This window comes from Furfurilactobacillus curtus, from assembly GCF_045862785.1.
GTDB classification, from domain to species: Bacteria; Bacillota; Bacilli; order Lactobacillales; family Lactobacillaceae; genus Furfurilactobacillus; species Furfurilactobacillus curtus.
Map to the genome: position 1 here is coordinate 228,821 of NZ_BQXO01000002.1, position 23,167 is coordinate 251,987.

19 protein-coding genes are annotated in these 23,167 nt (G+C 44.9%); 10 read left to right on the forward strand and 9 right to left on the reverse strand.

Annotated elements, in window-relative coordinates:
- Positions 1 to 236 precede the first annotated feature (236 nt).
- Positions 237 to 1,829 carry an SSURE domain-containing protein gene (locus ACKTR2_RS04145; RefSeq protein WP_407882807.1) on the forward strand — a complete coding sequence of 531 codons (1,593 nt, stop codon included), beginning with the start codon at positions 237 to 239 and terminating at the stop codon, positions 1,827 to 1,829.
- A gap of 124 nt (positions 1,830 to 1,953) precedes the next feature.
- Here the strand turns inward: ACKTR2_RS04145 and ACKTR2_RS04150 are convergent, their stop codons facing one another.
- The 3 genes from ACKTR2_RS04150 to ACKTR2_RS04160 all read right to left on the reverse strand — a co-directional run bounded on the left by ACKTR2_RS04150 (position 1,954) and on the right by ACKTR2_RS04160 (position 5,606).
- The gene (locus tag ACKTR2_RS04150; RefSeq protein WP_407882809.1) at positions 1,954 to 4,074 is read right to left on the reverse strand and encodes an ATP-dependent Clp protease ATP-binding subunit; all 2,121 of its coding nucleotides are present in this window, start codon (positions 4,072 to 4,074) and stop codon (positions 1,954 to 1,956) included.
- A 72-nt stretch (positions 4,075 to 4,146) separates the two neighbouring features.
- Entirely contained in the window at positions 4,147 to 4,368 is a 222-nt protein-coding gene (locus ACKTR2_RS04155; RefSeq protein WP_407883446.1) for a helix-turn-helix domain-containing protein, read from the reverse strand.
- Between the two features lie 176 nt (positions 4,369 to 4,544).
- Positions 4,545 to 5,606, reverse strand: a complete 1,062-nt coding sequence (locus ACKTR2_RS04160) for a TMEM175 family protein (protein WP_407882811.1) — start codon at positions 5,604 to 5,606, stop codon at positions 4,545 to 4,547.
- 143 nt (positions 5,607 to 5,749) lie between these two features.
- Here ACKTR2_RS04160 and ACKTR2_RS04165 point away from each other — a divergent pair, with 143 nt between their 5' ends.
- The gene (locus ACKTR2_RS04165) at positions 5,750 to 7,144 is read left to right on the forward strand and encodes an FAD-binding oxidoreductase (protein WP_407882813.1); all 1,395 of its coding nucleotides are present in this window, start codon (positions 5,750 to 5,752) and stop codon (positions 7,142 to 7,144) included.
- 120 nt (positions 7,145 to 7,264) lie between these two features.
- Here ACKTR2_RS04165 and ACKTR2_RS04170 read toward each other — a convergent pair whose 3' ends face one another.
- Positions 7,265 to 8,179, reverse strand: a complete 915-nt coding sequence (locus tag ACKTR2_RS04170) for a DNA/RNA non-specific endonuclease (RefSeq protein WP_407882815.1) — start codon at positions 8,177 to 8,179, stop codon at positions 7,265 to 7,267.
- Between the two features lie 258 nt (positions 8,180 to 8,437).
- On the opposite strand from ACKTR2_RS04170, the gene ACKTR2_RS04175 reads away from it, so the two are divergent.
- The 6 genes from ACKTR2_RS04175 (at position 8,438) to ACKTR2_RS04200 (ending at position 14,254) form a co-directional block, all read left to right on the forward strand.
- Positions 8,438 to 9,307, forward strand: a complete 870-nt coding sequence (locus ACKTR2_RS04175; protein WP_407882817.1) for a COG4705 family protein — start codon at positions 8,438 to 8,440, stop codon at positions 9,305 to 9,307.
- A 90-nt stretch (positions 9,308 to 9,397) separates the two neighbouring features.
- Positions 9,398 to 11,083 (forward strand): hypothetical protein, encoded by a 1,686-nt coding sequence (locus ACKTR2_RS04180; RefSeq protein ID WP_407882819.1) that lies wholly within the window; start codon positions 9,398 to 9,400, stop codon positions 11,081 to 11,083.
- Between the two features lie 35 nt (positions 11,084 to 11,118).
- Complete coding sequence (locus ACKTR2_RS04185) at positions 11,119 to 11,820, forward strand: response regulator transcription factor (protein WP_407882821.1); 702 nt, start codon at positions 11,119 to 11,121, stop codon at positions 11,818 to 11,820.
- On the forward strand, positions 11,810 to 13,195 hold the full coding sequence (locus ACKTR2_RS04190; protein WP_407882823.1) for a sensor histidine kinase: 1,386 nt from the start codon (positions 11,810 to 11,812) through the stop codon (positions 13,193 to 13,195). The genes ACKTR2_RS04185 and ACKTR2_RS04190 overlap by 11 nt, the downstream gene beginning before the upstream one ends.
- 90 nt (positions 13,196 to 13,285) lie before the next feature.
- Positions 13,286 to 13,927 carry a DedA family protein gene (locus tag ACKTR2_RS04195; protein ID WP_407882824.1) on the forward strand — a complete coding sequence of 214 codons (642 nt, stop codon included), beginning with the start codon at positions 13,286 to 13,288 and terminating at the stop codon, positions 13,925 to 13,927.
- Between the two features lie 42 nt (positions 13,928 to 13,969).
- The gene (locus ACKTR2_RS04200) at positions 13,970 to 14,254 is read left to right on the forward strand and encodes a hypothetical protein (RefSeq protein WP_407882826.1); all 285 of its coding nucleotides are present in this window, start codon (positions 13,970 to 13,972) and stop codon (positions 14,252 to 14,254) included.
- A 200-nt stretch (positions 14,255 to 14,454) separates the two neighbouring features.
- On the opposite strand, the gene ACKTR2_RS04205 is transcribed toward ACKTR2_RS04200, so the two are convergent.
- Positions 14,455 to 17,184 (reverse strand): HAD-IC family P-type ATPase, encoded by a 2,730-nt coding sequence (locus tag ACKTR2_RS04205; protein WP_407882828.1) that lies wholly within the window; start codon positions 17,182 to 17,184, stop codon positions 14,455 to 14,457.
- Between the two features lie 262 nt (positions 17,185 to 17,446).
- Here ACKTR2_RS04205 and ACKTR2_RS04210 point away from each other — a divergent pair, with 262 nt between their 5' ends.
- Entirely contained in the window at positions 17,447 to 18,817 is a 1,371-nt protein-coding gene (locus ACKTR2_RS04210; protein WP_407882830.1) for an FAD-dependent oxidoreductase, read from the forward strand.
- Positions 18,818 to 18,901: 84 nt separating this feature from the next.
- Here the strand turns inward: ACKTR2_RS04210 and ACKTR2_RS04215 are convergent, their stop codons facing one another.
- The 4 genes from ACKTR2_RS04215 to ACKTR2_RS04230 form a co-directional block, all read right to left on the reverse strand.
- The gene (locus ACKTR2_RS04215; protein WP_407882832.1) at positions 18,902 to 19,222 is read right to left on the reverse strand and encodes a DMT family transporter; all 321 of its coding nucleotides are present in this window, start codon (positions 19,220 to 19,222) and stop codon (positions 18,902 to 18,904) included.
- Positions 19,223 to 19,393: 171 nt separating this feature from the next.
- Positions 19,394 to 19,843, reverse strand: coding sequence for a transcription elongation factor GreA (gene greA / locus ACKTR2_RS04220; RefSeq protein WP_407883448.1), 450 nt, complete (start codon positions 19,841 to 19,843; stop codon positions 19,394 to 19,396).
- Between the two features lie 112 nt (positions 19,844 to 19,955).
- Positions 19,956 to 20,702, reverse strand: a complete 747-nt coding sequence (locus tag ACKTR2_RS04225) for a glycosyltransferase family 2 protein (protein ID WP_407882833.1) — start codon at positions 20,700 to 20,702, stop codon at positions 19,956 to 19,958.
- 220 nt (positions 20,703 to 20,922) lie between these two features.
- Positions 20,923 to 21,771 carry an alpha/beta hydrolase gene (locus ACKTR2_RS04230; protein ID WP_407882835.1) on the reverse strand — a complete coding sequence of 283 codons (849 nt, stop codon included), beginning with the start codon at positions 21,769 to 21,771 and terminating at the stop codon, positions 20,923 to 20,925.
- A gap of 148 nt (positions 21,772 to 21,919) precedes the next feature.
- On the opposite strand from ACKTR2_RS04230, the gene ACKTR2_RS04235 reads away from it, so the two are divergent.
- A complete protein-coding gene (locus ACKTR2_RS04235; protein ID WP_407882837.1) occupies positions 21,920 to 23,026 on the forward strand; it encodes an acyltransferase in 1,107 nt (368 codons plus the stop codon).
- Positions 23,027 to 23,167: the final 141 nt, after the last annotated feature.

A 23,167-nucleotide genomic window follows, 5' to 3' on the forward strand; every position in this document is an offset into this window, starting at 1 on the left:
AAATTATCATAAATTCGCAGGTCCATTTGGTTAGTGGAAAATTTTGTTAAGGGCAAGACATGACTATTTTTGCAGAAGTCCGTTTATGATCAAATAATTTCTCAGCACGTGTCGATTTAAGAACTAAATAAGAATTGAATAAGAGACGCTTTAGAGCCAGTTGTTATGCTGTTCATTGTCCAATGAAGTAAATCATTCCAAAATATTGTCTTGGTACAAATCTGGAGGGAAAATTCATGATCAAAAATAAAGTTCAGTCTACAAATCAAGTCGTTTCGACTCGCTTTAAGATGTATAAAGCAGGTAAAGTCTGGTTATTTAGTAGTCTTGCTGTTGCAGCTTTCTATACCGGATTTGGTGGCCAAATTACAACCGCCCATGCGGATGCGCAATCAGTGACTGAAACCCAAATCGTGACACCGTCATCGGCAGCTCCAAGTTCTAATGCTGCAGCGGTCGCGTTAACACCTACTTCATCAGCGGCTACTACAGTAGGGGTGATGTCGGCCAATGTGACTTCATCTAACTCAACAGTTAAAGCTTCTTCTGCAGCTAGTTCACCTGTCAGTGTGGCGCCAGCTCAAACGACAAGTACAGCAACCGCAGCAACATCGGCGGTGCCAACGGCTGCTCAATTAACGACTAATATTAAAGATAACGTCACTGTGCCAGCAAGTTATTTGGCCAACGCACAATATCCTGGTCCTTTCACAGCTGGCGTAAACCAGCAAATTCCATTTAACGCCTTTGGTGGTGATGGGATGTTGACCCGATTATTATTGAATTCGTCTGATGGTGCACCATGGTCAGACAATGGAGTGGCTAAAAATTCCGCTTTGTTGCCAATCTCTGCAAATGCAGATGAATTTACCTATGAAGTTGATTTAAATGGCAATACAGTTGGAAAGGCTGGTCAAGCTTTATTAAATCAACTGAAAGATAATGGAAAAACGGCTTATGCTGCAACGGTTAAGGTATTTGCTAAGGGTGATACGACAGCACCGGTTGCTACCAAATCGGTGACCATTAATTTAAATGGGCTAACAGATCACATTAAATCAACGATTAACGTACCTGCTAGTTATCTGTCTGCCGCTAATTACCCAGGCCCATTTACAGCTGGGGTTAATCAAGTCATTCCATTTAGTGCTTTCGGTGGCGACGGCATGTTAACCCGATTGCTGCTGGATTCTGCCGATGGCGCTCCATGGTCAAATAATGGTTCAGATAAGAATGCTGCTTTGTTACCAATCGGAATGAATGCAGACGAGTTTTTCTATGAAGTTGATTTAAATGGTAATACAACAGGCAAATCAGGTCAGGCATTATTGGATCAGTTGAAAGCTAATGGAACGATGACTTATAACGCTATCGTTAAAATATATGGCGTAAAAAATGGACAAGCAGATTTGACTAATGTTCTTGGAACGAAAACAATTCAAATTACGCTAAATGGCGCTTCAACTGTGTCTAGTGATAGTCAGGCTGGTTCTTCAGATAAAATTGGTACGACAGCTACTAATGTGACGGGTTCAATGGCAGCTAGTTCGATGAATTCTGGAAATCCAAGTAATAGTCAAGCAACAAAAATGCAAGCGCAAAGTGCTTCAAACATGGATCAATCCATGTCGATGATGGCGGCTGCTAAGGCGGGTACCAGGGCTCACGCAAAGATGGACGTTCAGCAAAAGTCGGCGGCTAAGCATTCGATGCAGCAATTACCTCAGACAAGTGCTGATCAAATGACAGGTTGGGCCGCAATTGAGGTAGCGATCTTGGCGAGTTTAGCAGGTTTAGCAGGCGTTTTAGGCTTACGTAAGCGTCAGTAATTTTCTAAAATATGTAAAACAAAAGGCCACGGAAATCGTTTCATTTCCGTGGCCTTTTGTTTTTGAACTATCTAAAGTGGCGGCTTGAGTTAATCAGGCTATTTAACACGATGCTATTAAAAGACTAGTTGTCCAAGTCACGAATTTTAATCTGATCATCTACCAAATCAGCTTCGAGGTGTTTAGCATCCAAGTGATCCAAGTAGAAGTCAGTGACTTGGTCGCGAATTTGCTGTTCAATGACGCGCCGTAGCGGACGAGCGCCCATTGCTTCATCATAACCTTGGTCAATAAGCCAATTCTTAGCCGCTTCGGTAACTGTTAAGGTGATGTCTTTCTTAGCCAATGTTTGATTGACGTCATCGATCATTAGGTCGACGATTTGATGCAAGTCGGTTTTAGTTAAGTGGCTGAATTCCACGATTCCGTTAAAGCGGTTCAGGAATTCTGGGCGGAAGAACGGCGCTAATTTGTCCATCAAAGTCTCATCATGTTTCGCGTCATCGGTCAGGCTTTCACGACCAAAGCCCGCATTGGAAGTCGCGATAATGATCGTGTTTTTGAAGTCCACCACGTTACCTTGACCATCAGTAAGCCGACCGTCGTCCATCACTTGTAACAATAAGGTTAGAACTTGTGGGTTAGCTTTCTCAATTTCATCGAGCAAAACAATCGAATATGGGTTTCGACGAACCTTTTCCGTCAGTGTGTTGGCGTTATCTTCATAACCGACATAACCAGCAGTCGTTCCGATCAACTTGGAAACAGCGGTCGTGTCCGTGTATTCACTCATGTCTAATCGGATGATCGCGTCTTTACTGCCAAACATATCTAATGCTAATTGTTTGGCCAGTTCAGTCTTCCCGACACCGGTTGGCCCAACGAACAGGAAGCTCCCAATTGGACGGTTGCCTTCGTCAAATCCCGCCCGGTTTCTCCGGATTGCCCGAGCAACCATGTCGACAGCTTCATCTTGACCAATGACCTTGCCTTTCAGCCGTTCATTAATTGTCTTTAACCGTTCAATGTCACTGGCGCCCATTTGTGACACCGGAATGCCAGTTAAACGTTCGATGGAGGCCGCGACATCATTGACTGTTGCAACTGGCCGTTTGGCATCGCCATCCGCGTGTTGTAGTTGTTTGGTGAGGTCGTCTACCTTAGCCTTGGCCGTTGCGGCTTGTTCGAAATCTTCTTCTTCAGCAGCCTTTTGCTTGTCAGCTTCGGCTTGCTTCAATTCAGCTTCCAGACTAACTTTGTCAGTGACGGGATGTTGCGCGGCTAAGTGGGCGGCGGTCATGTCCAATAAGTCGATAGCTTTATCTGGCAAAGAACGTTGTGGAATATATTGAATTGAATAATCCACAGCGGCCTTTAAGACATCATCAGGAAGATCAACATGGTGGTGCTTTTGATAGAGGTCGCGGATCCCCTTTAAGATGGCGACAGTGTCGGCGGCACTTGGTGCGTTCACTGTCACATCGTTGAATCGTCGTGCTAAGGCCGCGTTTTTCATGATGGTGTTGCGATATTCGTCTTGAGTCGTGGCACCGATCACGGTCAATTCGCCGCGACTTAATGCTGGTTTAATGATGTCAGCTAAACCTTTGCCACCATCCTCACCGCCAGTTGAGCCAGTCCCCAAAATCTGATGGATTTCATCAAAGAAGAGAATCACGTTACCAGCGGATTTAACTTCCTTAATCAAGTTTTGAATGTTTTCTTCAAAGGAACCACGATATTGCGTCCCGGCTTCCAGGGAAGACAGATCAATTGACCATATTTCTTTGTCCTTGATGGCCGCCGGTACGTCGCCACTGATAATCGCTTGGGCTAATCCTTCAACGACGGCGGTTTTACCAACACCAGCGTCACCAACAAGGATCGGATTATTTTTAGTTCGCCGGCTGAGGATTTCAGCGGTCTCTTGAATTTCTTTATTTCTGCCGATGACTGGATCAAGCAGACCATCTTTGGCGGCTTGAGTTAGATTGCGACCAAGCTTTTCTAGAATGCCGGCTTGCTTTTGAGCCTGGGCCGGGCGTTTTGAAGTGGCCGTCGCTTGGCTACTAGTCGGTAGTTTACCCGTTTGCCGATACTGGGCAAATTCTTCGGGAGTCATTTCACGACCGTTGACTAAATAGCGAGCTTCAGAGTTGAGCCCGTTCATGCGACCCATGAGTTGGTTAAAAATGTCGTCCATGTTGTTACCAAATGGATCGTTGGAAAAGTTTTGTTGTGCCATATTAAGTACCTCCTCTGTACTAAACATCCTGTTCAAAGGTTAATTTAAAGGTTATCTGGCCAAAAATAAAATTTACTGCATGTAGCGATTTTCTAACTCACGCAATATTTCCCACATCTGGACGTGTTGCGCTTGGGCAAGTGCGTCTAAATCACGAATGTTAAGGGGTGTTGCGTCAGTCTGTCTTTTATTAAATGATTTGTGCAGGGTGGTATAGCCATAGCCGCTACGTTTAGCAACTTCATAAATGGTCAGATGATGTTCTGATAAATACGTCTTGATGTCAATTTGCATCATGAGTTCAATAACCCTCCCTTCATGTAATTACTATAGCACATATGTGGATGTTCCACAAGAGTAAATGTACCACAAATGTGAAATAGTTTTTAATTGATTGGTGGTGAAGCGTTCGACACAAAACCCGTGGAGTTTCCAAACTGAGGATTCCACGGGTTTTGTATCGCAATCGCTTAATTGTGATGATTAGACTGGTTTGACCGATTTGGCCGTTGATGCATTTGTTGCCGCTGTTGTTTAAACCAAGCGGCCCACTGTTCCTTTTGTTCACGCGTGAGTCCTTGATGGGCGTTTAATCGACTGGTCACATTTTCACGCACGTCAGGGTTCGAATCTAACCATTGCTGCCAATAATTTTGATGGCGATTTTGTTGATGAGGATTAGGTTGGTTGGGCACGTGAGGATTCGGTGAAGTTGAACGAGGTGTGCGCGGACCGTTTTCAGATGTTGAGGTAGCTGGTTGCCTAGTGGCTGGTGTTGATGCTACTGATTCGTCAATTACTTCTGGGGATGAATCAGTTGGCGTATCAGCGGCTAGATTTTCTTGCGCCAAAGCGGCAATTTTTTGTTGCTGCTGACGGAAAGCCTTACGACCAGCGGCGTCAAAGGTTAGAAAATCGGCGCGTTGTTCAGGCGTGAGTTGTTCTACGTCATACATTTCCTGACGATCACCACTATTAATCAAGAAGTCAAAAATTGGGAAGCCTAGATAGAAGATGACCGCCCAGGTGGGTCTGATCAACGCTAAAATAATGACCCCAATGTTGATGGCGAACAAACCTTGATTATGTGTACCATAAATTTTAATATACACATTTTGCATATCTGTTTTATTGACATATTTGAGGTGAATGATGGTTTTGGCAAGCCCGCGAAAAAGGAAATAGATCGCAACTGATAATAGACCGTAGATGATGACGTTAACTTGCGTCGTGTTGTTAGCCATTAGACTCGTGGCAATTGGCATTAATGACAGGCCTGAGAGAAAGATAAAATCGAAAATAATGATGCGATAGTTAATCGTGTCGATTTCATTGAAGACGGTTGCGTGTTGATACCACATGTTGGCGACGTAAAAGAAACTGATGAGATAAATACCAATTTCTTTAGCCAAATTGAGGTAGGCGTTTAGATCGTTGCTGATAAACGTATGTAAGTTCAGAACCATGATCGTAATAATGATCGCGATAATGGCGTCGCTAAAGGCATCTAATCGATTTTTTAATTTTTTCATGATTACTCCAAACAATGCTTTATAATGGCTTTCATTTTACTGGTGGTTGGCTGATTTGGCTAGTTGCCGACACAAATAATTGCGCTTTGATGAGTAAATCCTTATGGTAAGTGTGTTCATAAATAATCGGAGGTGCACAGATCATGGCAGTGTTTAATGCATATTCACATGAAGAGATGATCGCAACGTTAAAACAGGCCGCACCGCATGCTGACATTTACACGGATGCCGACACGTTAGCGCAGCATAAAAATGATCCAAATGGCATTGGCGATGCCGATGGCGACTTATTGGCCTACATTGAGGTTAGCGATGTTGATGATATTAAAGGCGTTTTGGCGACGGCCAGAAAGTATCATCTGCCCGTTATTCCGCAAACGACGGCGACGAGTACTGTTTCCGGTTCGGATGCTGAAACCAACGCTCTTATGTTATCAACAGTCAAGATGAATCGAATTTTGGACATTAGTCGTGAAGATCAAGTAGCCGTGGTGCAACCTGGCGTTATCAACCAGACTTTGAATGAAGCGGCCAATAAAATTGGGATGTTTTATGCCCCCGATCCTGGATCGCGACCTATTTCAGGCATTGGTGGAAATGCCTCAACCAACGCTGGCGGTATGAGCACCGTGAAGTATGGCGCCACGCGTGATGCCGTGTTGGGGCTCAAAGTTGTTTTGGCTGACGGTCGCGAGTTAAAACTTGGCGGTCGTACGTTTAAACAAGCTTTTGGTTATGACTTAACGCATCTGTTTGTCGGTTCAGAAGGGACACTCGGAATTATTACGGAAATTACCGTCAAGCTGTTACCAATTCCGTTAGGCAAAGCAGTGATGGGATTAGCATTTTTTGACAATATGACTGCATTATCAAAAGCGGTCACTGAAGTACGAGCTTCAGGTGTTTATCCTGCCATGTTAGAAGCATTAGATGCTAAAACGGTGGCAGCACTTGACGTCTACGAAGGCACACATTACGCTGAAAATAATGGCGCAATGTTGATTCTACGGTTGGATGTCGGCGGTGATGAGGCGTTGGCAGCAACGGAAAAGATTCTCGATCAGTATGGCGCAAATCACTTACATGTCACCACTGATGATACAGAGATGGCCAGCATTGAAAAGTTACGTCAAGACATGTTGCCCGCCGTTTTTGCCGGCAATAACCATGTGATGGAGGACATGGCAGTCCCAATGTCACAGCTGGCACCAATGATGGACTATATTACTGAAGTGGCTGATCAATTGCACGTCAACGTGTTCACGGCTGGGCATGCTGGCGATGGTAATGTTCATCCCACGCTAACGTGGCCCAAGGACCAGACTGCAGTACCCGACAACGTGATCCAAGCTTTACAGTTGATGTTTAGAAAGGCCTTGGCGTTAGGCGGCACGATTTCTGGCGAACATGCGGTAGGAATGTTGAAAAATCAATGGGTTAACGAAGAACTAGGCGATAACGTCGACTATGTGCAACATCAAATCAAATCGTTATTGGATCCGATGGGGATTTTGAACCCGAAACGCAAAATCAACTAGTTGGTTGCACTTTGATAACCATTTTCTAATAGCTTAAATGACATAAAACGACCCAATTCTCCACGGATTTTCGTGAAAATTAGGTCGTTTTTGTTTGTGAATTATGAAGGTAAGCTGACTTTAATTCTGCGTCCAGCTGCCTGTTGCATAGTTAATTGTGGCACCATTTTGGTTGTTAAACACGTATACGTTGATGTTTAGTGCCGCTCCATTATCGGAGGCACTGACCGCTTGGACGTGCGTTCCACGTGGAACAATTTCGTTACCTTGATACAGTGGGGTAACCACATAGTAGACGGGAATATTGGGGCGTGAACGGACAAAGTTTCGTATCGCGGTTTCTGCGTAAGCCATTCCCCCGGCGGTATGCGTGCCTCGTCCGTTAGTCCCAACATTTTGCGCTCGCGTTCCGGTTGTGAGGTTAGGCCGTTGCATGATGGTATTGGCCGACGAGTCTGGGCCACCGAGATTACCGACTAACGACCAAGCAATCGTATGTGAGCGATTATAGAAATAGCCGCGGTAACCGACGAGTTGTGCAATGCGGTTATTGCCTCGGTAGCCAGTTGGATCAGCACTTTCAGCAAATGGTGGCCGTTTCATTCGTGAAGTTGATTCCACGGAATCATAGGTTACCAATGCTTGCCCAGTACCACTACGCCCTAACGCATCTAGGGGATCGATACTGACCCACGCGCGCTCATGATTATGGGTTAAGGCGTCGTGAATTTGTAAATGGGTTAACGTGGATTTGCCTAAATTGGCATAGTTTTCAGGGTACTTGGTCGGATCAAATTGTAACGCGAGTAATTGGGTATCTGTCGCATCGTGAGCAACCTTGGCGCCGTGAGGTTGTGGTGCTGAGGAAGTGCCCGCTAATTGGCTAGCAGATTTCGCCAAATGACGCGTTGCTTGACGAACGGAACTAGTCACTGGCGATGAGTCAGTAGTTTTAGAGTGATTAGCAAAGTAGCCACCGCCAACAACGATGAGCAAAGCAGTGAGCAATGTCAGTAGTGGATGTTTTTTTGTCATGGAATATGTGCCCCGTTTTTTTGAATGTCAGTCGATAGATTTAGTTTACCTGATGATCGATACTTTTTGGTGTTTAAAATGTATTTTGACAATTTGCTGGATTTTTATAATAAAGATTGTCGTCGATCGGCCATATCTGAACTAACTGGATAGTTTTTATGAGAAAAATTCAGATGTTTTTAAGCAAACTTGAGTAGAGGCAACTGTTCGGTGGTGGTGTAATACAGGCATAGCTTATGAATAATGCAGTGAAATTTTATGAAAGAAGTGATGAGTATGGATCGACAGTTTGCGTACAGTAAAGTCCCATTGATTACTGGCGGGTTCTGGCTAGCTAAATTGATTTCAACTGGGTTAGGAGAATCTGTTTCTGATTTTTCTGTTGGCATTTTTGGGCAAAAGAATCAAGTTGCTGGAGCTATTTTTACCGTCGTCTGGTCACTGGGTTTGTTTAGCTTCTTTCTGATTCGACAGCTACGCAATGATCGTTATCAGCCCATTAATTATTGGTTGTCCGTTGCCTTACTGGCAGTCTTTGGTACCTTTTCTGCTGATGGCTTTAAAGCAGTCACTGGGCTACATTATTTTGAAACCACGATGATTTTTTTCGTGTTGATGTTGGCTAGTTTTGCCGTCTGGTATTCACAAAGCCATGATTTATCAATTCATCACATTACCAGTCGTTTAAATGAAGTTTTTTATTGGTTGACCGTTGCGTTCTCCTTTATGTTAGGAACTGCAGCCGGTGATTGGATGGCCAGCTCTCGATCTGGAGCCTACAATATCGACACGAGTAGTTTAGGGTTAGGTTTTTTAAACACAGGGCTCTTATTAGGCGCCATTTTTTTGGTACTTGTCGCCTTTCGTCGCTTTGGCAAACCAACTCAAAATGGACTACCAGAAATCATTTCCTTTTGGGCCGCCTATGCGCTGACACGGCCGATTGGGGCAAGTTTTGCAGATTACTTTGGTTATGATTTTCACGGTGGTGTGCTCGGTAATCGTGGTATGTCACTGATCTGGTTCGTTGCCTTTGTGATCGTTTTAACGGTCATCGTCAAAAAATCCGGCTCTACGTCGGTTCAACTTGAACAGCCAGTCGAGGAAACAATGGCTCATCAAAAATAAGGTTTAGCTCAAAATCGTCGACGGGTCAGATCGTTGGCGATTTTTAAAATGATGAAGGCATCCGCAACTAGATGAAAATAGGTGAGAAGCATGCAGACAAAATCTCGTTGGCAGACGACACTATTGATCAATCTCGGATTTTTGGTGATTAGTCTAGTAATGTTTATGGCACTGGTTCATGGTTCGCAAGTCTTTGCGACAGGTGATTACCACTTTCATCAAAATCGGATTGAAAGTCTTTATGAGGCTATGCGGCATGGCAACTTTCTGCCACGGGTGGATGCCTTTTTTGCCGGTGGCTACGGTTATGCTGCTAGTTTATTCTATCCAACTTTATTCATTTATTTGCCGGCTAGCATGCGATTGATCGGTTTTAGTTCGGCGCAAGTTTATTTTGGCATGCTCATTGGTGTTTTGTTTGCGACAATGTCGGTTACTGAATGGGCCGGTCGCCAATTGAATTTATCTCGTCAACGCAGTGTTATCTTTGCCTTGTTGTATGGGCTAAGTACTTATCATTTGCAAGATTTATTCAGTCGTCAAGATTTAGGTGAAGCCGTGGCAATGGTCTTCTTTCCACTGGTGCTAGCTAGTTTGATCAAGCTTCGCCGAGGTGATCATCGGGCTTGGTTGTTGTTAGCGATTGGAATGGCAGCGATTGGTTACGCACATATGCTTTCGTTAGAAATGATGACGCTTTTTTGTGGGTTGTACGTCCTCAGTCATGGTCGGCAACTTTGGCGGCAGCATCGAGTTCGGCAGTTCTTTTGGGCAGCTAATCTTGCAGGTTTGCTGTTAGCCGCATACTTAATTCCTGTTGGTGAGCAACTACTATCCCAGACTTTTCAAGTCACTTCAACACCGTTAGTTTATATTTCACATGAAGCGGTTCCATTAAGTTCATTAATTGAAAATTCGCTTTCTAACCAAGTGTTTCACGCATCGACAGTTAATGTCGGCCCCATAATCTTATTAGGGAGCTTATTGACGTTAGTAATGGCCTTCCGCCAGGATAAGAATCGTGATTTAGCATTGATGGCAATGGCTCTTTTGTTCATGACGACAACGTTGTTTCCGTGGACGTTAGTTGACCACACATTTTTTAACACTTTGCAATTTCCATGGCGCTTATTCTCACTGATTAGTCTCCTTGTCGCCTTCGATTTAGCTGATTTAAACGTGGTTCACGTGCGCTATTATACGCGTGGACTCGTAATTTTGACGGGGCTAGTTACAATTTTACTAGGGTTACGCCTTAGCCAAAATACTGTAGCGGCCAGTCCTAAACGAGTTGAATCCGCGACTGCCTTTAATCGAATCGATTCTTACTACATCGGGTCGGGACATGAATATTTGCCCAAAGGACTTTCTTACAGCGATATATTAGATCATAAAAAGCGCGTTTTGATTTACGATCAGGAAGATGTCACCATCACGGCGGCCAAAACATCGGCTGGACATGTTGTTTTCCGATATCAAGTGCATAATCAACGACAACGAGCAACGATAACGTTGCCGCTAGTGTATTATAAGGGTATGCAAGCGATTAACCAATTTGATCATCAATTGGTTACAACGACGGAAAATCAACGTGGATTAACTAAGGTGAACGTTTCTGGCTCTGGTGTACTTAAAGTTGGCTATGCAGGCACGAATTGGCAACAGGTTAGCGGCTTGATTTCGCTGGTGACGAGTCTTTTCATCGGGCTAGAGTATTGTTGGCATCGTTGGCATCGACGATTTCGAACTCAAGGACAACTAGTGTGGTCAAGCTAATTCACCAACAGCATTACTTAGTGGAAGGATAAACGATGAGTAATCAAATTTTGATTGTTGAAGATGAGGCCAGTCTAAGTGCCTATTTGAAAACGGAATTGACTTTTGAGAACTACAAGGTGCTAGTAGCTGCAGATGGTGAGGCGGCATTGGCCTTATTTAAGGACCATCAGCAAACTTTGGGTGTGGTTTTACTCGATTGGATGATTCCCAAATTAAATGGATTAGAAGTGCTTCGGCGCATTCGTAAACAAACCACCACACTGCCAGTGATCTTTATGACTGCTCGTGACTATATTGGTGATAAAGTCGCTGGGCTTGATAACGGAGCGGATGATTATATTACGAAACCTTTTGAGATCGAGGAATTGTTAGCGCGCTTACGGGTGATCTTTCGCCGAGCTGCACAGCAAAACACGATTGCACCACGGTATCAGGTTGCTAATTTGACGTTAGATACGAAATCACATCAAGTAACTCGTGGTGATGGCGTTATTCAATTAACTCAGCGAGAATACACGTTGCTCTTATATTTGATGCAACATCAGAGCGAGACGGTTACGCGCGATGAATTACTCGACCACGTCTGGGGTGTTGACTTTGTGGGGCAAACTAACATTGTGGATGTGTACATTCGTTATCTGCGTAATAAAATTGATCGGGATCAGCGCCCGCGACTGATTCATACAATTCGCGGGGTCGGCTATACATTGAAGGTGATCACTGATGACGCTTAGGCAACGGTGGCGAATTGATCGTCATTCCAGCGCTGGATTGATTATTCGAACGTACATTTTGATTATGTTAGTGACGACTGGACTTAGTGCAGTGTTTACGGCAGGTGTTGTGAGTACCCTATTGATTCGTAACCGAGAAACAGCCGCGATAAAAGTCATTCAGTCACTACAAGCGTCTTTTGTCCATCAATCGCCCAATTGGGATGCTTGGCAAGCGACTAGTGAAGAAGATTCATCGCGAACCTACGTTAAAATCCAAACGATTACGAAAACTGGACGAACGGATGCAATTTTTTATGCGCCAGGAACGCGAGCTTATTTGGCGGCTAAACATCGCAATGCGCCAATTTTTTCAGCGGTTCGCTTTGTGGATGGGCATGGGGTTTTTTATTACCGTAGTAAACTGACGAAACGAGCGTACTATCAAGTTTGGCTAAGCTTAAATAGCATTTTGCAAGTTGTGCAGCTGACATTATTAAGTGTGTTGGTAGTTGCACTGATTAGCTTTGTCATTGGCATCACTTTGATCTTGTTGATGACACGACGGTTGACACGGCCGTTAACAGACCTGACAACAGCGACTCAAACCCGTTTAATTCGAGGTTGGCAACAACAAGCGTTATTACCTGTACCCAGTGCGCCCACAGAAGTTAAGCAGCTAGCAGATAGTTTTAATCAATTGCTGACTTCGTTGAATGACCAAATGGCACGCGAACATCAATTTGTCGCGGATGCCTCTCATGAATTGCGGACGCCATTGGCAGGTATTAGGGGCCACGTGAGTTTGTTACGCCGTCGTGGACAAGAACATCCCGAGATTATTGCTGACTCCTTGAAATATTTAGATGAAGAATCACAGCGGATGCAACATTTAGTGGAAAATTTATTGGCGATCAGCCGAAATGATCAGATGAAGTTAAGTTTACAAGCGGTGGACTTAAGTGACATTGTTAAAACGACGGTGATGGGTTACACAACGGAAATTCAACGCCGAATTCAAATTCAGGTTCCTCCGACCTGTTTGGTTTTGGCTGACGCGGAAAGCGTTCGACAAATCCTGATGGGATTGTTAGATAACGCTTTAAAGTATGCACCTGAATCGAGCAATATCACCTGTGCGTTGACCCAGCAAAACGATAAGATCAATTTGAGTATTAGTGATGAAGGTCCTGGTCTCACTGATGAGAATAAGAAACATGTGTTTGAACGTTTTTATCGAGTTGATGAAGCTCGCTCCAGCCAGGTTCCTGGGACTGGTTTAGGCTTAGCGATTGTGCAACAACTAGTGACATTGAACCACGCCAAAATTATAGTGGCAGATAATCAGCCACATGGAGCGATTTTTACAGTCAGTTTTGGGCCCTTGGTTTCATGAGAAAAACTAATTTATTCTTCAGGTGATGTAAGTAGTGCCACCTCAGCTGACCGACTATGATGAGATCAAGTTGGAAGGTGAGGTGGTTTTTTGACAACTTTATTGCTTACATTCAGCCACGTGACAACGTGGCTACCGGCACTAATGATCTCACATTTTGGACTCGTCAATCTCGTGTTATGGTTATTAGTTTTTATCGAAACCGGCGTTGTGATCATGCCCTTTCTTCCAGGCGATTCAATCCTGTTCCTAACAGGTTCATTGGCTGTCACAATTCCTCATGAAACACCATTACTGCTCATTTTACTACTCAGTTCTGCGGCAATCTTAGGTGATTGGGTCAATTTTGAAATTGGTCATCGATTTGGTAATTACGTGGTGAATAAGCAGCGGTGGCAACGGTTGATTAAGCCCAAGTACTTAAAGCGAACACAACATTTTTTCAATCGGCATGGTAATTTAGCGATCTTTTGGGGTCGTTTTGTGCCAATTGTCCGTACGATGGTGCCCTTTACCGCTGGTATGGGACAGATGCGTTACCAAGACTTTCTTAAGTTCAACGCTCTGGGTGGATTCACGTGGGTGAGCGTTGTCATTGGCACTGGCTATCTATTGGGTAGTATCCCTTTTGTCAAAGCGAATTTTGAAATCATCTTAGTGGGAATTGTGGGAATTTCACTTATTCCCATGGGATTAACAACACTGCGAACTTATTTTCGTCATCAAGTGTAGCAAAGTACAAAGTAAGCAACAAAATTGTCAGGAGATGAACGCATGGATCAAGGAAAGCTTATTGAAAATGTACTTACATTTGTTCTCTTGCGCACCAAGGCTGGTGACGTGGGGATAATGTTAAATGTTTTAGATGAACAAGTTGTCGTGGCCAGACAAGCGCAAAACATTGCGTTATTAGTTGAACTTCAGGCGATTCCATTGACGTTAATTCGACCTGAGTACGTTACAGAAATTGCGACAATCAAGCATTATTTCAAGTTACATCCTTTGCTGACTGTTCCAATGGTTTGTACAAATAGTGATGTCTTAGCGCCGTCGTATTAATCACAGTACAGACAATTCACGATCGTTAGGGGTTATTAAGCATGAGCACAAACGAAAAAGACAGTTTCCATTGAGGACTGTCTTTTTCGTTTTACACTATAGTTTGAGACAAAAGTAAAAGCAAAATTTGATTTTAAATCAAATTTGCTAAAGGGTGGGACATCAATAGCCAGCTAGTGCTCAAGCTTCATTTGGTTGATCTAATTGATGTTGGTTGAATGTTCCTTAAACTGTCGCCGTCGTTTATTCAGAGCTAGGCGAATTAGTTTATCAATTTCTGTGACAACTAATGTTACAAACCCGGCCGCAATGGCTAATCCCCATTGATTAAGTGACATGGGGCCTGTTTTAAAGATCGCTTGCATAAATGGTAGATAGGCTTGGGCGATTTGTAAGAGTAGTAATAGGCCAATCACGACAAAGGCCATCGGGTTGGTCCAGAAGCTCCTAGAAATGACGGGATGTGGCGTGCGAATGTTAAATAGATAAAAGATTTTACCCATGATGATCACATTGACGGTAATTGTGCTAGCGATGACTTGGCTGACGCCTTGACCAGTCAACAGATCAAACATCCATAAGCCCATTACGGCAATCAGCACTGACACATAAATCATCTGAAAGACATCGTGACGATTCATTAACGCGGCCCCAGTACGACGCGGTGGGCGATGCATCAGTCCATCTTCTTCTGGTTCAAAAATGAAAGCAAATTGAATCGTGATCGCTGAGACCATGTTAATCCACAACAACTGGGTTGGGACCAGCGGCAATTCTTGTTGCATTAAAATACTAAAGGCCACGATTAATCCTTCGGCAAAGCTAGTGGGTAGGAGAAAAGCAATTGTCTTTTTGATGTTGTCGTAGAGCCGGCGACCTTCGCGAATCGCTTTAGTCATCGTGGTAAAGTTGTCATCCACTAAGATCATATCTGCAGCATCTTTGGCAACGTCGGTTCCTTTGATCCCCATGGCGACCCCGATATCCGCCTTTTTTAGCGCCGTCGCATCATTGACGCCATCACCGGTCATGGCCGTGATTTTACCAGTTTCTTGATAAGCCGAAATAATGGCCAATTTGTTACTAGGGGTTGTGCGGGCAAAGACATCATAGCGATTGATCGTTGCTTTTAATTCCTCAGGAGAAAGTTGGTCAAGTTCAGTTCCAGTGATCGTTTGAATATCCGCAGCTAGGCCGAGTTGGCGGCCAATCGCGGTGGCAGTGTCTGGGTGATCTCCAGTGATCATCTTCACTTTAACGCCGGCGGTCCGCATTTCTTTTAACGCGGCGATAACTTCTTCACGTGGCGGATCAATAATCCCCACGATGCCGAGAAAATCGATACCTTGCGCGAGCGTGTCATGGTCAATTTGGTTGACGGTTTCCGGCACCAGCCGATGCCCCACTGCCACAACCCGTTTGCCGGCTTGGGTTAAGTCATGAATGGCAGTATCCCACTTAGTACGATCAAACGTAGGATCAGCAGCCTGCGCCATTTCATAAACTTTGTCTGGTGCTCCTTTGATGAAGATTTCATGTTGACCTGTGTCATTTACGGACAAACGGGCCATGTAACGATAATCGGAGTCAAAGGGAATGCGATCAAGCTCTTGATAAGCGGGGGCTGACTGGCCTAATCCCTTGTGGTACAGGGTTAAAAACGCACCATCAGTGGGTTCGCCGTTAATTAACCACTGCCCAGCCTCTTCGTATAACATCGTGTCGTTGGCCTCAAAGCCACTGATGAGCAGTTGCTTTAAAGCTGTTTCGGCGGAGACATCAACCGGTTGACCCGCTAAAGTAATGGTTCCACTAGGCGCATAGCCAGTCCCAGTGACTTGGTAGTGCGCCGTTTGGGTGATAATATCTTGAGCCGTCATTTCATTTTTGGTCAAAGTCCCCGTCTTATCAGTTGCGATTACGTCGACGGCGCCTAACGTTTCAACAGATGGTAATGTCTTGACGATGGCATGATTCTTAGCCATTTTGTTGACACCCATGGCTAAGATGACTGATGTCGAAGCGGGGAGGCCTTCAGGCAATGAACCGACAACCATCGTGATCACTGCTAAAGCCAAGGTTGGGAGCGCATAAAGGTGACGAAGCCATCCAAAAATAAACAATGCGATGGCGACCGCAATGATGAAGTAGGAAATCCACGTGCCTAAGCCGTCTAGTTCACGCATGAGCGGTGTTTTAGTCTGTTTGACATCGGTCACATCTGTCGCAATTTGACCAAGTTCGGTCTCAGCACCAGTGGCAACCACCACCCCAGTAGCACTCCCATTAGTGACCGCGGTACTGGCGTAGGCCATGTTGGTTCGGTCGGCCAACGGTGTTTTTTGGTCAATCAACGGCGCAAATGTTTTGGTGACCGCGTCTGCTTCCCCAGTTAGTGCCGCTTCTTGAATCCGTAAATTGTCGGCATCTAACAAGCGTAGGTCGGCGGGAACATTGTCACCAGCTTCTAAATAAACGATATCACCAGTAACTAAGTCTGCCGCGGGTATGTCAGTTCGCGTGCCATCACGAATGACGGTCGCTTCAGTCGAGAGCATTGATTTAATTTTGTCGAGCGCATTGCTGGCGTTTACTTCTTGGAAATAACCGATTAATGCATTGATAATCACCACTAACCCGATTACAACGGCATCTGAGTAATGACGAATCACGAGGGTAAAGGCCGCCGCAAATAGCAGAATGTAGATAATCACATTGTTAAATTGGCGGAGAAAAATCACCCATTTGGGGGTGACGGTGGTGGTTAATTCATTTGGCCCATTTTTTGCCAGGCGATCGGCAGCCATCTTAGTGGTCAAGCCTTGTTCAAAATCGGTTTGATACTGAGCTAGAACAGTTGCGGTGCTGGCGGTAAAGAGCGGACTGGGTCCAGGTTTAGCATCAGAGGCTACGTGTGTTTCATTTTCCATCGAAAGTAAACTCCTTTTTGTTATAAAGATTATTTTGGTCCAACTAGTATAGCATGGTGAGCAGGTTCCGTTAAAGTGACATCAATTGAAATGATAATATTTACCTAAAATTTATTGGTAGGTTTGTTAACGATAAGTTGTCCACAATTAAATTGTGTTGAAATATGCTTGCATCCGTTGGTAGGCTGTCGTATGGTTAGTATGTTGGTGATCAATTAGAATAATTCTAAACTGACAAAAAATAAACGGAGGCTGAAAGAAAATGGAAAAGACCAAGGTTGTTATTGTAGGGGCATCTCATGGTGGTCACGAATCAGCGATTGAGATTTTAGACAAGTATGAGAATGTTGATGTAACAATTTTTGAAGCCGGTGACTTTGTTTCATTCATGTCGTGTGGCATGCAATTATTCTTAGAAGATCAAGTCACTGCACAAGATGATGTGCGCAATTTCCGGCCAGAAGACATCACTCAAAAAGGCGGCCATGTGCTAAATAATCATGAAGTGACAGCCATTAACGCGGACAAAAAAGAAGTTAGTGTGAAGGATGCCATTAGTGGGGAAACAACACAGGTGGCTTATGATAAGCTGATTTTGAGTTCTGGGGTGACGCCAACCACATTGCCAGTCCCAGGGCATGAGTTAAAGAATGTTTACTTGATGCGTGGTTACGACTGGGCTTCCAAAATCAAAGCTGCTTTGACCAATGAGCAAATTCAAAATGTAGCGGTTATTGGCGCTGGCTATATTGGCATTGAAGCCGCTGAAGTCTTTGCCAAGGCTGGTAAACATGTCACGTTACTCGACATGATTGATCGTCCACTGGGTAACTACCTTAACCAGGAATTGACGGATTTGATCGCACCAGAATTAACCGGTCATGGGATTGAATTAGCCATGGGTGCAGCCATTCAGAAATTTGAAGGAACTGATACGGTCACTGGTGTTACGACCAAGTCAACGACATATCCGGCAGATCTCGTGATCAGTGCGGCAGGTGTACGACCGAATACTGGTTGGCTACAGGATACGGTGAACTTAACCGACCGCGGCTTCATCGATGTGGATGAATACTTACAAACCAACTTGCCAGATGTTTACGCCATCGGGGACGCGATTTTACCGTTATCGATTCCGGCTGGGCAAAAGATGCCAATTGCCTTAGCAACGACGGCGCGGCGTGAAGCACAATACGTGGTCGATCATTTGTTTGAAACAACACCAGCAGTGCCATTTAAGGGTGTAATCGGTGCTTCAGCGTTGAGCGTCTTCGATTATCATTTTGCAGCAGCTGGTTTGAACACGTTTACTGCAGATAAGGCAAATATCACCGTATCGACAAGCTATTATCAAGATTCATTGCGGCCCAACTACGTCCCAGAAAGGGCGGGCAACACGGATGTTTACGTTAGTTTGACGTTTGACCCATTGACCCATCAGTTGTTAGGTGGCGCAGTGCTGTCTAAATACGATATTACCGCGCAAGGTAATGTGATCGCATTAGCGGTAGCGCACAAGTTGACGGTTGAAGATCTGGCGACGGCTGATTTCTTCTTCCAACCTGGTTTTGACCGGCAGTGGAGTATCTTGAACCTGGCTGCCCAACATGCATTAGGCCGAGCGCGTTTCTAAAATAATTCAAATCAAATTCAAATGAAAATACGGTTTCATCACTGTAGTCAAGGATTGCAGCTAGATGAAACCGTATTTTAGTGGTTAATGAGACGTCGTTAGTTTGATCCCGATCAGTCCCACTACGAGTAGGCCGACAAACAGCCAGGTGAGTGGTGAGAATTTATCTTGAAAGATCAGTGCGCCGACAATGATTGAACCAACGGCGCCAATACCAGTCCAGATCGGGTAAGCAACACTTAACGGGAGATCCTTTAGGGATAATGACAGCATCACAAAACTAAGAATCATGCCGACTACGGTAGTGCCAGTCCAAAAAATCTGAGTAAAACCGGCACTTAATTTCATGGCCGACGCCCAGACAACTTCAAATAAACCAGCAAAAACTAGATAAATCCATGACATACATAAACCTCCAAAAAAATAGACAACCGTCAACATTTCTTCTCAGACCTAACGAAATGTTGATGTTGTCTTCATTGACAAATTCCCGGTGGAATCATTTACTTTATTAGCTACAGCATAACATGGCAGCTGTGGAGAGAAAAGTTTTGAGTGATGAAAAAAAGCCAGACCTCAAAGCGCCAGGTTAGTGATCGTTACCTGATAGTTGCCATTGGGTGCAGCGACCGTTTGGGTGGCGCCCACCGATCGGTCTAAAACGGCCCGACCAAGTGGTGAGTCAAATGAAACTTTACCTTCGTCCAAATTAGCCTCAAATTTACCGACTAGTTCATAGGTCGCCGTATTGGTGGGATCAGCATCAAACATCACGGTAAAGGTGCGGCCTAATTCAACGTGGTCGGTGGTTTGTGGTGTGATGACTTCAGCGTACTGTTGCAATTTATTGAGATAATGAAGGCGACTTTCCAACCAACGTAGATCACGTTTAGCGGCACTATATTCAGCATTTTCTGAGCGATCGCCTAGCGCGGCTGCGTCCGCCAAACGTTTGATCCGGCGAGGCCGATCGGCAGTTAACGCGTCAATATCAGCTTGGATTTGGTGATAACTGGCTGGCGTCATGGCGTTTTCGTTTAATTCCAAAGGCACACCTCCTAGATTCACTAGCGTCATTCTAGCGTAAAGGTGGTATCGCGTAAACGACAAAATCAGGGTGCGAAAAAGTGACGAATCTTTATTGGGCAAGATGGTTGCGTAGATCATCAATGCGTTGGTCGATCTCCCATTCGCGGTCTCGCATTTGACGCGTGGCTGAGTGAATGGTACTGCCTGGACGGCTGACCTTGTCGTAAAGAATCGCAGGATTAAAGAGAAACTTGTGGGTGGTGCCAGCTTCGTATTCAGCGGTAAATAACAAGTCTTCTGCTAACGCCAAACTGGTGTCAAAGCGCAGTTTCAGCTGATTAATTACGCTCATTCGAAAGGCTTTGTTCCACGTGTAACCACCAATTTGAGTACCATGTTCAGTTGCTTCTGCCAGCATGTCTGCCTGTGAAATCTCATGCCAACCTGAAAGTTGCCGCACGGCGCCGCGCGCCCAGCCGCCCCAGCTTGAGCCGACGGTGACTAAATCGATATTCGGATCAGCTAAACCTTCTGCAAAGGTGGCCAAGTATGCTGGCTCACACTTGTCATCGCCATCGACAAAGACAATAATCGCGCCATTAGCATGTTCAATGCCATAGTTACGCGCAACGGAAACGCCACTGTGCTTGGAAAGGTGAGTCACCGTGAAGTTTGTTTCCTGCTGTGCCCATTGATCAGCGACAGTCGCTGATTCGTCAGTAGAGTGATCATCGACAAGGAGCACCTCATAATTCTGATAAGTTTGATTTCTCAGGCTGGTTAAACACGGTGCCAAAAAGTGACCGAGATTGTAAATGGTGACAACGACGGTAATGAGTGGTGTTGGATCTGCCATGGCGAGTGCCTCCTAGATGTTGTTACCGCTAGGATACAAGGATTTGACGAAAAAAGGGGGAAAAGGGACTTGAATATCTAAGCAAATGAAGACTACGACGAAAACGCAGGCGGATTTTTCGGTAAAAGAGTGGATCACGAGAACTAATGTGGATAGCAAATAACTGAGAGCCTTGTCAGTAATATCTATAGCAAAATAGTGCGATAGCACAGGTTAGTCGCTACTTGCCCCACAAAAAGTTGATCACCAGTCGATTAACTTGAGCGTTATTGTGTAATTTACTGTGTTGGGCATCTTTGCCCTTAATCATGTGTTCTTGGTAGCTGATGGGCCGGTTTCCTAGTAGGTACTTGAGGGAACGTGATGAAACATTGCTGACCCGTCCATCGGAATTGCTGCCATCCTCTAAGTTGCCGTAAATATTCAGCACGCGAACTTGGTGGCTGGGATAGTTATTGATGTGTGCCAATAGATAGCGATAGTTTTGATCCATCGTTTTGGGTTGTCCGTTCGCTAGTAAGCGATTTTGATTCGGCTTGTCGCCACGGCCAAGAATGCCATCAAAGTGACCGGCCAAATCCACTTGTTTATTCAATTGTGGTAAATTCTTGTTTTGTCCATTGGCCGTTTCATAGTACATGACGGCCATGTTGCCCATTGAGTGAGCGACAACGTTGAATTGCTTAATGTGATAACGCGATTGCAGCGTCGTCAAGATGTTTTTAAGCCACTGGCCATCGGTTTTGAAGTCAGAGTTACGGTTATTTTCAAAGATAACTTGGACTAATGGATTCACTTTGCCCGAGCGCCAGTGACCACTGAGTTTGACGTGCCCCGTTTTCGTCACGCGAGCAGTCAACACTTTGGTGGCAGCGCCGGCTTTTTCAGCAGCGGCAATCTGATGATTAGATGCTGACGCGCCGCCACCGTAACCATGTAAGTATAAGGTCGGCACATTACTGTAGGTATAATTGTTCGTCGCTTGATGGGCGGTGAAGGTTGTCCATGAGATAACTGCCGTAACGACAGCGATCATCGCGATTAGGCCGCCCCAAAATTGCTTTCGCATATAAAAGTCCCCCCGACAAATTAAACTATTTGCCGTTATTGTAGGCACCTGCTGAGAAAGAAGCCAAGCAAGAGCACTTTTGAATACCAATTATCAGATTCTGCCAGACATGGTACAGTGAAGGCATTGGTGACTGGGAGGTGAGTGAATGACCAATTATGATACTCAGCTTGATCCGAATCGAACGGATTTAGGCGATTTTTTGAAAGTTGCCGCTTGTAGCGCCGTTATGTTGCAAACGGTCTTAGGTCTGGCAAGCAAATTAGCGCTACCTTGGGCAATGCAACGTAGCCTGATTCCAGTGTACGACGCCGTTAAATTCACCGCCCCAGCGTTTATATTTGGTATTTTATTTACGACGCTGCGGACGACACCATTGATGAGTCGTCGCGAGTATGGTCCTTATTTGCAAAAGCAATGGCACGCGTTGATGATGCCAACGATTTTGTGGACCGCAGTGTACTTAATCTTTATGCCAGGTCAGCAACAGCACACACCTTATCACAGTATTGCGACCTTCAACTGGCAGTTTATCAATGGGAATGCTGCACCGCATCTGTGGTACAACACGATGATGCTACAATTTATTATATTAATGCCACTTTGGTTGGCACTTTCACGTTGGTTAAATGGTCACCCGCAGCGGGAAATTGGCGTTTTAATCATGCTCGCAGTCGGATTTAGTTGGTGGTTGGCCGTTTATGACCTCAGCATCTTTAATGGACTGCACCAACATCAATGGTATTTAGCCGATCGATTATTCATCAGCTATTTACCCTATGCAATTTTAGGCATATCAATGTGGTTATTTTACGAGCCCATGATGCGCTGGCTTCGGCGTTGGTGGTGGGGACTATTGATTGTCGCAATTATGGCGTGGCTACGGGCCAATACAGAGCTGCGCAGCTTCGGTGCCCCAGTAAAGCTGGCAAATGCGCCCTATCTGAAACCGTCCATAACGATTTACGCGCTATGTATGATTGGACTCATTTGCGTGTTAGCCGATTGGTGCATTCGCCAGCAAGTGCGTTGGCTAGGCATCATTCACTTCCTCGCGATTTATGCCTATCGCGCCTTTTTAGGCAACGTCTTCTGGCTGGTTCTACTGTGGCAAATCGAGCGCTGGCTTGGTTGGCGTGATTGGATCTGGATTCGGATCGGTGTGACCGCTGTTGTTGGTTGGTGCCTGGCGTTCGGGTTCGCGGTAAAAGGACATCGGGTGGTGGATGGTAGGAGAGATTCAAATTTAAGATGAAGATACCGGCAGAACTTTTGTCGGTATTTTTTAGTCTGGGACTAGGCTAAATACCTAAATGGCAAGGATCTAACCATCACTATTTATGCTAAAATTAAGCATAGTTTATTTAGTTATAACGAGAACGATAAAGGAGCTATT

Coding starts and splice junctions, on each gene's coding strand:
- ACKTR2_RS04145 (WP_407882807.1), top strand. CDS start 237: ATGATCAAAAATAAAGTTCAGTCTACAAATCAAGTCGTTTCGACTCGC.
- ACKTR2_RS04150 (WP_407882809.1), bottom strand. CDS start 4,074: ATGGCACAACAAAACTTTTCCAACGATCCATTTGGTAACAACATGGAC.
- ACKTR2_RS04155 (WP_407883446.1), bottom strand. CDS start 4,368: ATGCAAATTGACATCAAGACGTATTTATCAGAACATCATCTGACCATT.
- ACKTR2_RS04160 (WP_407882811.1), bottom strand. CDS start 5,606: ATGAAAAAATTAAAAAATCGATTAGATGCCTTTAGCGACGCCATTATC.
- ACKTR2_RS04165 (WP_407882813.1), top strand. CDS start 5,750: ATGGCAGTGTTTAATGCATATTCACATGAAGAGATGATCGCAACGTTA.
- ACKTR2_RS04170 (WP_407882815.1), bottom strand. CDS start 8,179: ATGACAAAAAAACATCCACTACTGACATTGCTCACTGCTTTGCTCATC.
- ACKTR2_RS04175 (WP_407882817.1), top strand. CDS start 8,438: ATGAAAGAAGTGATGAGTATGGATCGACAGTTTGCGTACAGTAAAGTC.
- ACKTR2_RS04180 (WP_407882819.1), top strand. CDS start 9,398: ATGCAGACAAAATCTCGTTGGCAGACGACACTATTGATCAATCTCGGA.
- ACKTR2_RS04185 (WP_407882821.1), top strand. CDS start 11,119: ATGAGTAATCAAATTTTGATTGTTGAAGATGAGGCCAGTCTAAGTGCC.
- ACKTR2_RS04190 (WP_407882823.1), top strand. CDS start 11,810: ATGACGCTTAGGCAACGGTGGCGAATTGATCGTCATTCCAGCGCTGGA.
- ACKTR2_RS04200 (WP_407882826.1), top strand. CDS start 13,970: ATGGATCAAGGAAAGCTTATTGAAAATGTACTTACATTTGTTCTCTTG.
- ACKTR2_RS04205 (WP_407882828.1), bottom strand. CDS start 17,184: ATGGAAAATGAAACACACGTAGCCTCTGATGCTAAACCTGGACCCAGT.
- ACKTR2_RS04210 (WP_407882830.1), top strand. CDS start 17,447: ATGGAAAAGACCAAGGTTGTTATTGTAGGGGCATCTCATGGTGGTCAC.
- ACKTR2_RS04215 (WP_407882832.1), bottom strand. CDS start 19,222: ATGTCATGGATTTATCTAGTTTTTGCTGGTTTATTTGAAGTTGTCTGG.
- greA (WP_407883448.1), bottom strand. CDS start 19,843: ATGACGCCAGCCAGTTATCACCAAATCCAAGCTGATATTGACGCGTTA.
- ACKTR2_RS04225 (WP_407882833.1), bottom strand. CDS start 20,702: ATGGCAGATCCAACACCACTCATTACCGTCGTTGTCACCATTTACAAT.
- ACKTR2_RS04230 (WP_407882835.1), bottom strand. CDS start 21,771: ATGCGAAAGCAATTTTGGGGCGGCCTAATCGCGATGATCGCTGTCGTT.
- ACKTR2_RS04235 (WP_407882837.1), top strand. CDS start 21,920: ATGACCAATTATGATACTCAGCTTGATCCGAATCGAACGGATTTAGGC.